This is a genomic window from Streptomyces chryseus (assembly GCF_014650755.1).
Lineage (GTDB): Bacteria > Actinomycetota > Actinomycetes > Streptomycetales > Streptomycetaceae > Streptomyces > Streptomyces chryseus.
Map to the genome: position 1 here is coordinate 99,818 of NZ_BMVO01000018.1, position 13,693 is coordinate 113,510.

The 13,693-nt window shown below is 73.1% G+C and carries 15 protein-coding genes; 12 read left to right on the top strand and 3 right to left on the bottom strand.

The genetic code is table 11. The features are described 5' to 3' along the window. Positions 1-20 precede the first annotated feature (20 nt). Together IE185_RS23790 and IE185_RS23795 are read left to right on the top strand one after the other, a co-directional pair. A complete protein-coding gene (locus IE185_RS23790; protein ID WP_189715953.1) occupies positions 21-1,763 on the top strand; it encodes an outer membrane protein assembly factor BamB family protein in 1,743 nt (580 codons plus the stop codon). Positions 1,764-1,991: 228 nt separating this feature from the next. Continuing rightward, positions 1,992-2,663 carry a helix-turn-helix domain-containing protein gene (locus IE185_RS23795; protein WP_138897862.1) on the top strand — a complete coding sequence of 224 codons (672 nt, stop codon included), beginning with the start codon at positions 1,992-1,994 and terminating at the stop codon, positions 2,661-2,663. Positions 2,664-3,010: 347 nt separating this feature from the next. Here IE185_RS23795 and IE185_RS23800 read toward each other — a convergent pair whose 3' ends face one another. Further along, positions 3,011-3,424, bottom strand: a complete 414-nt coding sequence (locus IE185_RS23800) for a hypothetical protein (RefSeq protein WP_138897863.1) — start codon at positions 3,422-3,424, stop codon at positions 3,011-3,013. 189 nt (positions 3,425-3,613) lie between these two features. Between IE185_RS23800 and galT the strand changes: the two genes are divergently transcribed. Genes galT through galK form a run of 3 tightly spaced genes read left to right on the top strand, consistent with a single transcriptional unit; the run spans position 3,614 to position 6,791 of the window. Continuing rightward, positions 3,614-4,660, top strand: a complete 1,047-nt coding sequence (galT, locus tag IE185_RS23805) for a galactose-1-phosphate uridylyltransferase (protein WP_138897864.1) — start codon at positions 3,614-3,616, stop codon at positions 4,658-4,660. Continuing rightward, a complete protein-coding gene (gene galE / locus IE185_RS23810; RefSeq protein WP_138897865.1) occupies positions 4,657-5,628 on the top strand; it encodes a UDP-glucose 4-epimerase GalE in 972 nt (323 codons plus the stop codon). Before galT ends, galE begins: the two co-directional genes overlap by 4 nt. Beyond that, entirely contained in the window at positions 5,625-6,791 is a 1,167-nt protein-coding gene (galK, locus tag IE185_RS23815; RefSeq protein WP_189715955.1) for a galactokinase, read from the top strand. The genes galE and galK overlap by 4 nt, the downstream gene beginning before the upstream one ends. 49 nt (positions 6,792-6,840) lie before the next feature. Here galK and IE185_RS23820 read toward each other — a convergent pair whose 3' ends face one another. Then, entirely contained in the window at positions 6,841-7,287 is a 447-nt protein-coding gene (locus tag IE185_RS23820; protein WP_189715957.1) for a GNAT family N-acetyltransferase, read from the bottom strand. A gap of 280 nt (positions 7,288-7,567) precedes the next feature. On the opposite strand from IE185_RS23820, the gene IE185_RS23825 reads away from it, so the two are divergent. Next, a complete protein-coding gene (locus IE185_RS23825; protein ID WP_138898112.1) occupies positions 7,568-8,335 on the top strand; it encodes a helix-turn-helix transcriptional regulator in 768 nt (255 codons plus the stop codon). Here the strand turns inward: IE185_RS23825 and IE185_RS23830 are convergent. Next, positions 8,294-8,791 (bottom strand): MarR family winged helix-turn-helix transcriptional regulator, encoded by a 498-nt coding sequence (locus IE185_RS23830; protein ID WP_138898111.1) that lies wholly within the window; start codon positions 8,789-8,791, stop codon positions 8,294-8,296. The genes IE185_RS23825 and IE185_RS23830 overlap by 42 nt on opposite strands. Positions 8,792-8,879: 88 nt before the next feature. On the opposite strand from IE185_RS23830, the gene IE185_RS23835 reads away from it, so the two are divergent. The 6 genes from IE185_RS23835 (at position 8,880) to IE185_RS23860 (ending at position 13,683) form a co-directional block, all read left to right on the top strand. Continuing rightward, the gene (locus IE185_RS23835; protein ID WP_138898110.1) at positions 8,880-9,680 is read left to right on the top strand and encodes a trans-aconitate 2-methyltransferase; all 801 of its coding nucleotides are present in this window, start codon (positions 8,880-8,882) and stop codon (positions 9,678-9,680) included. A 144-nt stretch (positions 9,681-9,824) separates the two neighbouring features. Continuing rightward, entirely contained in the window at positions 9,825-10,016 is a 192-nt protein-coding gene (locus IE185_RS23840; RefSeq protein ID WP_138898109.1) for a hypothetical protein, read from the top strand. A 10-nt stretch (positions 10,017-10,026) separates the two neighbouring features. After that, entirely contained in the window at positions 10,027-10,734 is a 708-nt protein-coding gene (locus IE185_RS23845; protein WP_229843663.1) for a hypothetical protein, read from the top strand. Continuing rightward, positions 10,731-11,690, top strand: coding sequence for a DUF6895 family protein (locus IE185_RS23850; RefSeq protein WP_138898108.1), 960 nt, complete (start codon positions 10,731-10,733; stop codon positions 11,688-11,690). The genes IE185_RS23845 and IE185_RS23850 overlap by 4 nt, the downstream gene beginning before the upstream one ends. Further along, a complete protein-coding gene (locus IE185_RS23855; RefSeq protein ID WP_138898107.1) occupies positions 11,687-12,613 on the top strand; it encodes a DUF6895 family protein in 927 nt (308 codons plus the stop codon). The genes IE185_RS23850 and IE185_RS23855 overlap by 4 nt, the downstream gene beginning before the upstream one ends. Continuing rightward, entirely contained in the window at positions 12,610-13,683 is a 1,074-nt protein-coding gene (locus IE185_RS23860; protein ID WP_189715959.1) for a serine hydrolase domain-containing protein, read from the top strand. The genes IE185_RS23855 and IE185_RS23860 overlap by 4 nt, the downstream gene beginning before the upstream one ends. The last annotated feature ends 10 nt before the right edge of the window (positions 13,684-13,693 follow it).

The window sequence follows — 13,693 nt, forward strand, 5'->3', positions numbered from 1 at the left end:
TCTTCCGAGGTACGCACGCCATGACGCAGCCACCGCCCCCGCCGCCGAACGAGCCCCCGCAGGGCGGGTTCGGCGCTCCGACGCCCCCGCCCGCGGGCGGCTTCGGCGCTCCGACCCCGCTCCCGCCCACCGGTCAGCCCGGCTACGGCTACCCGCAGACGCCCCCGGGGCCGCCGCCCCAACAGCCGGGCTACGGCTACCCCGCCCAGCCCGGTCAGCAGCCCGGCTACGGCTACCCGGGTCAGCCAGGCCCGTACGGGCAGCAGCAACAGCCGCCGTACGGCTACCCGCAGGGCATGCCTCCGCAGGGCGGCGGCGGTGGGAAGAAGCTCAACAGCACCACCGCCATCGTCGTCGCGGCGGTCGTCGCGGTGGCGGTGATCGTCGGCGGCGGCGTCTGGTACGCGTCCGGCGACGACCAGGGCGGCAAGGACGACCCGGCCCGCAACTCCTCCGCGGGAGCGACCGGCGGAGGCGGTGGCGGCGACGCCAAGCCCGCCCCCGACGGCGCGGGCAAGGAGGAGAAGCCCTCCGACGCCAACGCGAAGGTGCTGTTCCAGCTGCCCGCGCCGAAGGTGACCGAGTCGGTGGCCGGCGTCCACGGCTCCTGGATCACCGACAAGGCGTACGTCAAGAGCGGCCTCAACGAGGTCGTGGGCCGTGACCTGGACAAGGGCACGGAGCTGTGGACGGTCCCGCTGCCCGGCGAGGTCTGCGCGGCCTCGCCGCACGTCACCAAGGACAACAAGACCGCGGTTCTCTTCGCGGGACCGATGCCCTCGGGAGCGACGTACTCGCCGTGCACCGAGGTCGGCGTCATCGACATCGACGCGGGCAAGCTGCTGTGGCAGAAGTCGGTCAAGGACGGCGACGACAAGATCATCTTCAGTGAGATCACCATCGGCGGCGACGCGGTCGGCGTGGGCGGCACCCGGGGCGGCGCGGCCTTCGACGTCGCCACCGGCAAGGTCCGCTGGCAGCCCAAGCCCAACGCGGAGCAGTGCCGCGACGTCGGCTACGCCGGCGGCGAGGCGCTCGCCACCGTGCGCAGCTGCGGGTCGGTCAGCACCCCGCAGCTCTCGATCGAGTACCTGAACCCGAAGACCGGGGCGCCGCTGTCGAAGTACAAGATGCCCAGCGGTGTGGACCAGGCGAGCATCGTCTCCACCAAGCCGCTGGTCGCGGCCGCCGACGTCGGTGACACCGCGGGCGACGGCAGCGGCGTGTCCGACTTCTTCTCGATCGACGAGAAGACCGGCACGCTGCGCGCCAGGATCGCGGCCGACGCCGAGAAGTACGCGCCGAGGTGCCGGGACACCGAAGGGTGCACCAAGGTCGTCGTCGGCAACGGCCGGATCTACGTGCCGACCGAGGAGCACGAGGGCGGCAGCGAGGGCGGCCGCACGAACGAGATCGTCTCCTTCGACCTCGCGACCGGCAAGCTCACCAGCGACCGGGCCGACGCGGGCGACCGCTACACGATGCACCCGGTCCGGATGGACGGCGGCAACGTCATCGCGTACAAGTACCCGCCGTACGACAAGGGCGGCCAGGTGGTGAGCGTCAACGGCGGTTCCATGGAGCAGACGCTGCTGCTCGAGGCCCCGGCCGACCGGGCGGTCCGCGAGGTGGCGACGAGCTTCACCGTGGACTCCGCCGAGTTCCGTTACGCCGACGGGCGGCTGTTCATGGCGACGCGCCTGATGAGCCAGGAGCGCGCCGGGATCAAGCGCTACCTCGCGATCGGCTTCGGCGCGCGCTGACGCGTCCGGCGCACGGGTCGCACCGGCCCCGGCAGTGGCTTCCCGCCACTGCCGGGGCCGTCCCTTTCTCATACCGACCCGGCAAGTAGTCCTGAATCGCGTGGAATTCGACAATCCGAGGGGCTTCTTACCAGTAAGGGGCGCGCAACCTCGAACAAGCGTGTAGCTTGCCGGGTCAGGAGGGCCGGGGGGCCAGCTCCACGGGCAGGGCTTATGGGGGGTTTGGCTATGGGCGTGCGGCTCATGGTGGTCGACGACCACCGATTGCTCGCCGAGGCGCTCGCTTCGGCGCTCAAGCTGCGCGGGCACCGGGTGCTCGCGGCGGCCGCCCCGACCTCGGGGGCGGCGGAACTGGTCGTCAGCCGGTCGCCGGAGGTCTGCCTCTTCGGTACGGCGACCCCCGCCGACGAGGGGGTGTTCGACCCGATCGTCCGGATCAAGCGCGAACGGCCGCAGGTGGCCGTCGTCGTGCTCGGCCCGGTGCCCAGCCCGCGCGGCATCGCCGCCGCGTTCGCCGCCGGGGCGTCCGGGTACGTACGCCACGACGAGCGCATCGAGGGGGTCGAGCGCGCGATGGTGAAGGCACGCGCCGGGGAGGCCGCTGCGGCGCCGCAGCTCCTCCAGGGCGCGTTCGCCGAGTTGCTGAACCCGGCGGCGCAGCCCGACGACGAGGGCCGACGGCTGCTGCGGCTGCTGACGCCGCGCGAGGTCGAGGTCCTGATGCGGGTCGCGGACGGCGAGGACACCCGGCTGATCGCGGCCGGCATGGGCATCGCGCCGAGTACCGCGCGGACGCACGTCCAGCGGGTCCTGATGAAGCTCGGCGTCGGCTCCCGCCTGGAGGCGGCGGCCCTCGCGGCCCGCACGGGCCTGCTGGACCGGGCGGCCCCGGAACGCTGAGAGCGCCGAGCTCCGTCCCCGGGCGCCCCCGATGCGGGGGGGAGCGCGCGGGCAAGGAGCCCGCGGGCACTTCCTACTCGGCCGGCCCGGCCGTCGGCGGGGCCAGGGGCCGCAGCTTCAGCCAGACCAGGTCGGACGCCGTTACTGACCACTCCCTTCGGAGGGGAGGGCGCGGTTGTCCAGCCTGGCGGCAGCATGGGTTGGCGTGCTTCTGAGCCGCGAGTAGCTGGTGGGCGAGGTGTTTCGAGCCTGGCAACAATGACATGCAGAAGGAGTACGGGACTTGACGAGCTCACCCGGCTGAACCCGGGAGATTCCCTCAGCTACCGTAGGTCGCTGACTGGGCTTCACGCGTCCGCCTCCGCCCGGGTGGCGGGACTCGACGCCGATGGGCGCCTGCGCGTGCTGTTGGTAACCGAGCCGCCCGTCCGGCGGGCTCGGGCCTCGATCACGTGCCAGCCGGTGCCGTTCCGCGTGATTGTGGCGTTGCGGATTGCGGGGGCCCAGTGGCGGCCGGTTTTGCGCACCTCGACCGCTTGTCCCGGCAGCGGTACCGACAGTCCGTGACTGCGCTTCTCGAATGCCGGGAAACGGGCCGTGAGCTGGGGGTTGAAAAAGTTCTCGTACACCCGGTCCAGGCGCTGGAGGATTTGCTGGCCTGCCTGCGCGGGCAGCTCGGCGAGCCAAGCGAGATCAGCTTCGCTTCGGGCAGCGGTCAAGTACCGGCACTGCTCGACCGCCCGGAGCGTGTCTGCCTTCACGCGGTGGACCGTAGCGCTGGCGGGCCGGAGTAGTCCGGCGTTCCGCCACTCATTCACTCGCAAATGCTCGATTGGGTAGCATCTGTACCTTTTGGTCGGCACTCACGTTGTTGATCGGCGTTGACGCTGCCGTTGGGTCATGGTTGATTGTGTTCGGTTATGTTGGATGCGGTGGTGAGGAGCCTGCCGGTGAAGAAGACGTCGACGCGGCTGGCCGACGGTCGCGAGCTGCTCTACTACGACTCCCGCGACGACGCCGTGCGCGACGCCGTGGATCCGCGGCCGCTCGACCCGGTCGCCACCACCTCGCAGATCCGTTGCGACCCGCTCCTCGGCGACCGCGTCGCCGTCGCCTCGCACCGACAGGCCCGCACCTACCACCCGCCCGCCGACGAGTGCCCGCTGTGCCCGTCGCGCGACGGGAGGCACAGCGAGATCCCGGCCGCCTCCTACGACGTGGCCGTCTTCGAGAACCGCTTCCCCTCGCTGGCCGGCGACGCCGGGCGCTGCGAGGTGGTCTGCTTCACCTCCGACCACGACGCCTCCTTCGCCGACCTCACCGAGGAGCAGGCGGGCCTCGTGCTGGAGGCGTGGACCGACCGGACGGCGGAGCTGGCCGGGCTGCCCGGGGTCCGGCAGGTGTTCTGCTTCGAGAACCGGGGCGCGGAGATCGGCGTCACCCTCGGCCACCCGCACGGCCAGATCTACGCCTACCCCTTCGTCACCCCGCGCACGGACCTGATGCTCCGCTCGGTGGCCGCGCACCTCGCGCGGACCGGCCGCAACCTCTTCGACGACGTCGTGGCCCGCGAGCGCGCCGAGGGCGCCCGGGTGGTCCTGGAGGGCGAGCACTGGGTGGCCTTCGTGCCGTACGCCGCGCACTGGCCGTACGAGGTGCACCTCTACCCCAAGCGGCGCGTCCGCGACCTGCGGGAGCTCGGCGACGCGGCGCGCACAGAGTTCCCACAGGTCTATCTGGAACTGTTGCGCAGGTTCGACCGGATCTTCGGTCCAGGTGAGCCGCCGACGCCGTACATCTCCGCCTGGCACCAGGCACCGTTCGGGCCGTCGGACTTCGCACCCGAGTTCGCCCTGCACCTCGAGCTCTTCACCGTCCGACGGACTTCGGGAAAGCTGAAGTTTCTCGCGGGTTCCGAATCCGGCATGAATGTGTTCATCAACGATGTGCCGCCGGAGACCGCGGCCGCGCGACTGCGAGAGGTAGCGAGCGAGTGAGTCAGCACAAGTATCTGGTCACGGGTGGCGCGGGGTATGTCGGCAGCGTGGTGGCGGCCCATCTGCTGGAGGCCGGTCACGAGGTGACCGTCCTCGACGACCTGTCCACCGGCTTCCGCGAGGGCGTCCCGGCCGGTGCCACCTTCATCGAGGGCCGCGTGCAGGACGCCGCGCGCTGGCTGGACGCGTCGTACGACGGTGTCCTGCACTTCGCCGCGTTCTCGCAGGTCGGCGAGTCCGTCGCCGACCCGGAGAAGTACTGGACGAACAACGTCGGCGGGACGATGGCCCTGCTCGCCGCGATGCGCGACGCGGGCGTGGCCAAGCTGGTCTTCTCCTCGACGGCCGCGACGTACGGCGAGCCGCTCTCCACGCCCATCACGGAGGCCGCGCCGACCGCGCCCACCAGCCCGTACGGCGCGTCCAAGCTGGCCGTCGACCACATGATCAGCGGCGAGAGCACGGCCCACGGCCTGGCGGCGGTCTCGCTGCGCTACTTCAACGTGGCCGGCGCGTACGGCGCCCACGGTGAGCGCCATGACCCCGAGTCCCACCTCATCCCGCTCGTCCTCCAGGTGGCCCGGGGCCGCCGCGCTTCCATCGCGGTCTACGGCGACGACTACCCGACCCCGGACGGCACCTGTGTCCGCGACTACATCCACGTCGCCGACCTGGCCGAGGCGCACCTGCTGGCCCTGGACGCGGCCGAGCCGGGACAGCACCTGATCTGCAACCTCGGCAACGGCAACGGCTTCTCGGTCCGCGAGGTCGTGGAGACCGTACGGAAGGTCACCGGCCACCCGGTCCCCGAGACCCCGGCGCCCCGCCGGGCCGGCGATCCCGCGGTGCTGGTCGCCTCGGCGCAGACCGCGCGCGAGAAGCTCGGCTGGAACCCGTCCCGCGCGGATCTCGCGGGCATCGTCGCGGACGCGTGGGCCTTCGCCCGCCGGGAGGAGCAGGAAGCATGACAGACGCAGTCGCCGCCGCCGTCGCGGAGCGGTTCACCGCGCTGTACGGGGCCGAGCCCGACGGGGTGTGGGCGGCGCCCGGCCGGGTCAACCTCATCGGCGAGTACACCGACTTCAACGACGGCTTCGTGCTGCCGCTCGCCCTGCCGCACACGGCGGTCGCGGCGGTCCGGCGCCGCGACGACGGCGTACTGCGGCTGCACTCGGCGGACGTCGACGGCGGCGTCGTCCAGCTGCGCGCCGACGACCTCGCGCCGCCGGCGGACGGCGGCGGCGGTTGGGCGGCGTACCCGGCCGGTGTGGTGTGGGCGCTGCGGGAGGCCGGCCACCCGGTCGGCGGCGCGGACGTCCACCTGGCGTCGACCGTGCCGACGGGCGCGGGCCTCTCGTCGTCCGCCGCGCTGGAGGTGGTCACGGCGCTGGCCCTGAACGACCTGTACGCCCTGCGACTCTCCGGCGACCGTCTCGCGGTCGCCGCGCAGCGGGCCGAGAACGCGTTCGTCGGCGTGCCCTGCGGGATCATGGACCAGACGGCGTCGGCGTGCTGCACGCAGGGCCACGCGCTGCACCTGGACACGCGGGACCTCACGCGCCGCCAGGTCCCGTTCGACCTGGCCGCCCACGGTCTGGAACTCCTGGTCGTCGACACGCGCGTCAAGCACGCGCTGGGCGACGGGGCGTACGCGGAGCGGCGGGAGGGGTGCGAGGCCGGGGCGCGGGCGCTGGGCGTGCGGGCCCTGCGCGACGTCCCGTACGCGGGGCTGGCCGACGCGCTGGCGTCACTGGGCGACGAGCGGACACGCCGCTACGTACGCCACGTCGTGACCGAGAACCACCGCGTGGAGCGGGTGATCGCCCACCTGGACGACGGCGCGCCGCGAGCGGTCGGGCCGCTGCTGACCGAGGGCCACGCGTCGCTCCGCGACGACCTGCGGGTCTCGTGCGCGGAGCTGGACCTGGTGGTGCGGACGGCGAACGCGGCGGGGGCGCTGGGGGCGCGGATGACGGGAGGCGGATTCGGCGGCTCGGCGATCGTCCTGGTGGAGTCGGCGGCGTCGGACACGGTCACGAAGTCGGTCGGGGCGGCGTTCGAGTCGACGGGCCTCACCCCGCCCCGCGTCTTCCCCGCCCTCCCGTCCCCAGGAGCCCTGCGCCTGGCATGAGCCCGCCGGGGGGTCTGCTCCTCCTGGCGTGGCGGGCAGTCCCGCCGGCTCAGCCCAGCCGCTTCGTCAGGATGTACTCCGTCACCCCCGGCGGGTAGTCGTCGACGCGGCCGACGACCTCGTACCCCAGCGTCCGGTAGAAGTCCGGTGCCTGGAAGTCCCACGTCTCCAGGCGCGCGTACCCGCATCCCCGTTCCGCCCGGGCCATCGACTCGGCCCGTTCCAGCAACCGGGACCCGAGCCCCGCCCCCCGGTGCGCGTCCGCCACCCACAGCAGTCCCACGTGCAGCCAGTGGCCCCAGGTGAAACCGTCCAGTCCCGCGACGAGTTCGCCGCTCGCCTCGTCCCACGCCCAGACCTGGAGCGGAACTTCTTCCTGGGCGGGGGTGCCCCGCAGGGCGGCCATCGTCGGTGAGCGCCCCGCGTTGGTTTCCTCCAGCCGTTCGCCCAACACAGTGCGTCGTTCTTTGTCGACTTCTGTCTCAATGCGAAACATGTGGCTCACCTTAAACACCTCGGCCCATCAGTTCTGTGAATAACCTTCCGCTCCCGGCGCTCGCCCGTACGCTGAAGCAGAGCGCCGGTGGGGGCCGGTGCTCGATCAGGGGGCGAGGCAGTCGGGTACGTCGTCCGGGGTGCGGGCAGTGTCAGTGCGTCACGGCGGCGGCCGTGCCACGGAGACCGGCCCCTCCCCCCGGGCGCCGTACCCGCGGACCGTCCGCCCCTCCGGGGGTCCAGGGGGGACCGACCGGGTCCTACGCGGCATGGGGGTGTCTGTGGCTCGTATCCGGGTACTGGTGGTGGACGATCACCGCATCTTCGCCGAGTCGCTCGCCGCGGCCCTCGCAGCCGAGCCCGACGTCGAGGTGGCGGCGGCCGGCAGTGGCCCGGCCGCCCTGCGCGCGCTGGAGCGGGCGGCGGCGGAGAGCCGCAGATTCGACGTGATGCTCGTGGACGCCGACCTCGGCGCCTCGGCCGCGCAGCCGCCCCGCGCCGTCCCGGAGCAGGGCGAGGGGGAGGGCGGCCTGGTGGACGGGATAGCGCTGGTGGCGGGCGTACGGACCGGTCAGCTCGCCGTCCGTTCCGTCGTACTGGCCGAGAAGGACGACCCGCGCCGGGCCGCCCTCGCCCTCCAGGCCGGGGCCGCCGGCTGGGTGGCCAAGGACTGTTCGCTGCAACGCCTGCTGGCCGTCATCCGCGGCGTACTGCGCGACGAGACGCACCTGCCGCCCGCCCTGCTGACCGGGGTGCTGCGGGAGCTGACGGCCGCGCGCAAGCACCGCACCGAGAGCGAGCGGCTGGTGCAGTCGCTGACGCCGCGTGAGCGCGAGGTGCTGCGGTGCATGGTGGCGGGTCTGGGCCGCAAGGCCGTGGCCGAGCGGCTCTTCCTGTCCCCGCACACCGTCCGTACGCACATGCAGAACGTGCTGGGGAAGCTCGGCGTGCACTCCACGCTCGCCGCCGTCGCCCTCGCGCGCCGCGCGGGCGTCGGCCCGGCCGACCTAGCCCGGGATGTTGTCGAACGGGGCGGTCAACTGGCGTAGCAGCCCGGCCAGTTCGCCCCGCTGCGTCCGCGACAGCTCGCTGAGGATCGCCCGCTCCTGCGCGAGCAGCCCGGCGAGCGCCTGGTCGGCCCGGTCGCGCCCCTCCGCCGTGAGCCGTACGAGCACCCCGCGCCGGTCGCTCGGATCGGGCAGCCGCTCGACGAGGCTCTTCTTGGCGAGCCGGTCGATGCGGTTGGTCATGGTGCCGGAGGTGACCAGGGTCTGGGTCAGCAGCTGGCCCGGCGAGAGCTGGTACGGGTCGCCGGCGCGCCGCAGGGACGTCAGTACGTCGAATTCCCACGGCTCCAGCTGATGCTCGGAGAAGGCGATGCGGCGGGCGCGGTCGAGGTGGCGGGCTAGCCTGGAGACACGGCTGAGGACCTCGAGTGGTTCCACGTCGAGGTCGGGGCGCTCGCGGCGCCATGCAGCGACCAGTCGGTCGACCTCGTCCTCCATGGCGATCAGTGTAGTTGGTCTGTCGACATGAAGTCTCTTGGTGTCAAGTGTCTTGACATCAAGATAGTGCGGGGTGAAGCTGCTGTGCATGAGTGAGCGACCGATCTGGGACCCCCGGCAGTACCTGCGGCACTCGGGCCACCGCACCCGGCCCTTCCTGGACCTCCTGGCCCGCGTCGCCGCCCCCGCCCCCGCCCGCGTCGCCGACCTCGGCTGCGGCGCCGGCAACGTCACCGCGCTCCTCGCGCAGCGCTGGCCCGCCGCGCACGTCACCGGTTTCGACAACTCGCCGCAGATGCTGGAACGTGCCCGGCGGTACGCGGGTCCGCTGCTCGACTTCGCCCACGCCGACGCGGAGACCTGGGCGCCCGGGGAGGCGACGTACGACCTGATCGTCTCGAACGCCCTGCTCCAGTGGGTCCCGGGCCACGCCGGCCTCTTCCCGGCCTGGCTGGACGCCCTCACCCCGGGCGGCACCCTCGCCTTCCAGGTCCCCGGCAACTTCTCGGCCCCCAGCCACACCGTCCTGGCCGCCCTGCGCGACTCCCCGCGCTGGCGCGGCCAACTGGGCGGGGCGGGCGAGCGGAGCGGTGCCGTGCTCGAACCGGGGGAGTACCTCGCCCGGCTGGCCGCGCTCGGCTGCGAGGCCGACGTGTGGGAGACGACGTACCTTCAGGTCCTGCACGGCGAGGACCCCGTGCTCGACTGGGTCAAGGGCACCGCGCTCCGCCCGGTTCTGACGGCTCTGGCGGACGATCCGCAGGCGTGCGAGGCGTTCGTCGGCGAGTACGCCGAGGCGCTGCGCGCCGCGTACCCGGCGGGCCCGTACGGCACCGTGTTCCCGTTCCGGCGCGTCTTCGCGGTGGCCCGCAAGGCGGCGGCCGTCTGAACTGACCGAGGGTCAGGGGTGAGCTGTTGTGTCGTCAACCAGTGCCGTTTTTCCTGCCGCGACCTCGCCGTTTTCTACCGTTTGCAACCAAATGGGGCCCATGCAACGCTGGTTATTCAGCCGCAACAACGAGGAGATGGTCCCATGATCATGGACCGCACTTCCCACGTCGAGACCGCAGCCCTGAGCGCTGAAGTCGAGGGGCTGCTGGACTCCGCGGAGCCACAGGGCGTCTTCCGGGACACCCGCGAGTGCGAGGGCGCTCTCCTGCTCGCACTCCTGCTTCTCGGCTCACCGCCCACCCCCCGCCCGAAGACGGACCCGAAGGCCCGTTGAGGAGGAAGCGTTGGCTGAACAGGCTCAAGGAGCGGGCGCCGTCCCGCTGAGCGCTGTGGTCGCCGATGCCGCGAACGGAGTCGTCCTCGCCCTCGCGGGCGGGGGCGACCCCTACGCGCTCTCCCGCCTCCTGCGGCAGGGCGACGCGATGGCATCGGCGGCGATCCGGGTACTGGGCGCCGACGCGCTCGCACCCTACGCGCTGGACCACCGGGCAGTACCCGGTGGTGAGAACGACGAAGCGGTCGTCCGGGAAGCACTGGCCGCCTACCCGCCGGGCCCTGACGCCTCGGCGGTGTCGGTGTGGACCTACCGGGGCCTCGTCGAGGCCTCGCACGCCTTCTTGCCCGGCGGCGCCGACCGCTTCCCGCAGGCGCCGCGGGCCGCCTCCGCCTGGGTGACCGACGATCCTTGGCCAAAGCTTTCCCATCGGGTGTCACAACTGGCCGCACTCGCCCTCCCCGGCGTCGCTCAGGACCTGGCCGACCGGCTGACGGCCCGGACCGACGACCTGGCCCGCGGGTTCGTCCGGGCCGTACGCCGCAGGGACTGGCTCCAGGCGGCGGGCCTCGGGCGGTGGCTGGCCCGGCTGCCCGACGTCCCGCCGACGCTGGGCCTCGACACCGGACTGGCCTTCGTCCGGCAGATGAGCGACGGCGACCCCCGCGTGGCGCTCCACGTCGTGGCCGCACGGCAGTTCTACGGACGGGGCGGGTGAGCGGCGACCGGGCCGCCCCGGCGTCGCTCCTCGACCACCTGGTCGGCGGCGCCCTGGGGTGGCTGGACACGGTGCGCGACGACTTCCGGCTTCCCCCGGACGTCACGACGGACGCCGACCCCGACCACACCCTCAAACCCCTGGGCGAACTGGCCGAACTGACGTACCTGATCAGCACCTCGCACCCCCGCGACGACCTGCGCCGGGCGGCGGGCGGCCTGTTCGCCTTCGCGTGGGACGAGACGCGCGAAGGGGAGCTGTTCGCCGAACTGGTGCGGGGCGAGCCGCACGCGACGTACCCGGTGGAGATCTACGGAGTCTTCGCCCAGGCCGGGCTGCGCGCCCCGGCCGTCGACCGGCTGCTGGCGGCGACGACCGCCCTGCGCGGCTGGCGGGTGGCGCGCGAGGACCACACCCGGACGCTCGGCGTGCTCAACGCGGAACGCAGGATCGGCCTGGCGCCGCACGCCGACTTCACGACCGTCCTCGAACGCACCAACCTCGGCATGCTGTCCGAACCGTGGGCACTGGACCGCAAGGGGGCGTACGGCCTCACCCACGACGTCTTCCACCTCACCGACTGGGGCCGCGCCCCCGGCCGGCTGCCCCCGGCGTACGCCGACTACCTGCGGCTCTGGCTCCCCGCCTGGCTGGAGAACTGGCTGGACGAGCAACTGTGGGACCTCGCCGCCGAGTTGCTCGCGGTGACCGCCTGTGTGTCCGCCGCCCCGTACGACACCGTGGCCTGGCAGCGGCTGGCCGCCGCGCAGGAGTCCGACGGCCGCGTGCCCGACCTGGGAGCGGGGTCCTCCAGCGGCGACCACGCCGCCACCTTCACGTCCTGCTACCACTCCACCCTGGCGACCGCCTTCGCCGGCACCCTCACCCGCGTCGCCCTCGACGCGACCGGGGCCGGACAGCGCGCCCAGGTCCACGAAAGCGAGGTGGCCCCATGACAGCCGCGACCGCGACCGCCCCGCCCGCGCTGCTGCACGGCGTCGGAGACCGCGCCCTGATGTGGCTCGACGCCCACCGCGAGCAGTTCCGGCTGACCGACGAGGACCGCGCCACCGGCCGGGGCGTCGTCGAACGGCTCAAACCCATCGGCGAGTTGGCGGTCAACATGCGGGTGCTCTTCCGGGAAGGAGTGGCCGGCTCGCGCCAGCACGCCCGCGCCGGGCAGCTCCTGGACTTCACCTGGCGGGAGCTGCTGGACGGCGGCAACGTACTGGCCGCCCTCCAGCACGACGAGCCCTTCTCCCCGGTACCCCTGGAGATCTACTCGACCTTCCACGAACTGGGCTTTCGCCACCCCGGCCTGGAGTCCGCCGTGGAGGTCTGCCGCCGCACCCTGACCTGGCCGGCGCTCGACATGGTGCCCAACCGAAGGCTCAGCGTCCTGCGCGCCGAACGCAGGATCGGCCTGCCGCCCAGCGGCGACTTCGACGACGCCGCCCGCCTGACCTGGCTGAGCCGGCTGCCCGAACCGTGGACGGTGCAGTACCACATCGCGTACGACATCACCCACACCGTCTTCCACCTCACCGACTGGGGCGCGGAACCCGGCCGCATCCCCCCGCAGACCGCCGACTACCTCGCCCTGTACCTGCCCGCCTGGATCGAGGACTGGGCCGACCTCGAACACTGGGACCTGCTCGGCGAACTCCTCGTCGTCGACACCTGCCTGCCCCGCCCTGCCCTCGACGCGCGGGTCTGGGAGCGGTACGCCGCGGCCCAGTCCGAGAGCGGCGCGATGCCGCTGCAGCGCGCCCTGCCGGACGGAGACGCGGCGGACGTGTTCGACGTCGTCCACCACCCCACCCTGGTCGCCGCGTTCGCCTCCGCCATGGCCACCTCCCGCGCGATGTCCGCCACGTGACCAGCCGCCTCGCGACGGCCGCGACACCCGACGCCGCGCTCGCGCTGCGCCTCGCCGAGGCGGTCACCGCCGTCGACGCCCCGGACGTCGTGCTCGCCGTCACCCACCACGGCCGGCGGACCACGATCAGCGGCGGCCACGCCCTCGCCCCGGCCGTGCCGCGCCACGCACTGCGCTACGAACTCGGCTCGGTGAGCAAGACCTTCACCGTCCTGCTCCTCGCCGCTCTCGCCCGCACCGGCGTCCTCAGGCTCGACGACCCGCTCGCCGCCCACCTGCCGGACCTGCCGCTGCGCCACCCCGCCTCACGCCGCATCACCCTGCGCCATCTCGCCACCCACACCGCAGGACTGCCCCGCATCCCCGGTGACCTGATCCCCAGCGCCCTGCTGCGCCCGTACACCGACGCCTACGCCACGTACGACACCGAACGCCTCCTGCACACCTTCGCCCGCACCCGGCCCCACCACCGCCCCGGTACCCGCTGGCACTACTCCAACTTCGGCGTCGCGCTGCTCGCCCCCGCCATGGCCCGCGCCGCCGGCGCCGACTGCCGCACACTGCTCGCCCGCCACGTGCTGCGCCCCCTGGGGCTGGGCGGGACGACGCTGGGACCCGGCGACCCCGCGACCACCGCCGTCGGGCACCGCAGGGACGGCCACACACCCGTACCGGGCATCGGCATGGGCCCGTTCCTGGCCGCCGGGGCCGTCCGCTCCACCCCGGCCGACCTGCTCGCGTACCTCGAAGCACTCCTCGACGCCCGCCCCAAAGCGCACCGCGGCCCCGGGGCGGCGCCGCTGCGCCGGGCCCTGAGCGACGTCCAGATCCCGCAGCTGCGCCACGGTCCGCGCCACCGCGAGACGCACACCCTGACCTGGTTCCACCACCCGGCGCCGCGCGGACCACTGCTCTTCCACGCCGGAGCCACCTTCGGCCAGCAGGCGTTCCTCGGCTTCCATCCGGCCTCGGGGACCGGCGTCGCGGCCCTCGCGACCCGCCGGGGCGACAGATGCCGCCTGGTGGAGACGGCGTACGGGCTGCTCCACGCACTCGCCACCGGCCGGTGACCCGCCGGGG

What these genes read in the sequence shown, in the direction of transcription:
- IE185_RS23790 (WP_189715953.1), top strand. Translation starts at nt 21, where the DNA reads ATGACGCAGCCACCGCCCCCGCCGCCGAACGAGCCCCCGCAGGGCGGG.
- IE185_RS23795 (WP_138897862.1), top strand. Translation starts at nt 1,992, where the DNA reads ATGGGCGTGCGGCTCATGGTGGTCGACGACCACCGATTGCTCGCCGAG.
- galK (WP_189715955.1), top strand. Translation starts at nt 5,625, where the DNA reads ATGACAGACGCAGTCGCCGCCGCCGTCGCGGAGCGGTTCACCGCGCTG.
- IE185_RS23820 (WP_189715957.1), bottom strand. Translation starts at nt 7,287, where the DNA reads ATGTTTCGCATTGAGACAGAAGTCGACAAAGAACGACGCACTGTGTTG.
- IE185_RS23830 (WP_138898111.1), bottom strand. Translation starts at nt 8,791, where the DNA reads ATGGAGGACGAGGTCGACCGACTGGTCGCTGCATGGCGCCGCGAGCGC.
- IE185_RS23835 (WP_138898110.1), top strand. Translation starts at nt 8,880, where the DNA reads ATGAGTGAGCGACCGATCTGGGACCCCCGGCAGTACCTGCGGCACTCG.
- IE185_RS23840 (WP_138898109.1), top strand. Translation starts at nt 9,825, where the DNA reads ATGATCATGGACCGCACTTCCCACGTCGAGACCGCAGCCCTGAGCGCT.
- IE185_RS23855 (WP_138898107.1), top strand. Translation starts at nt 11,687, where the DNA reads ATGACAGCCGCGACCGCGACCGCCCCGCCCGCGCTGCTGCACGGCGTC.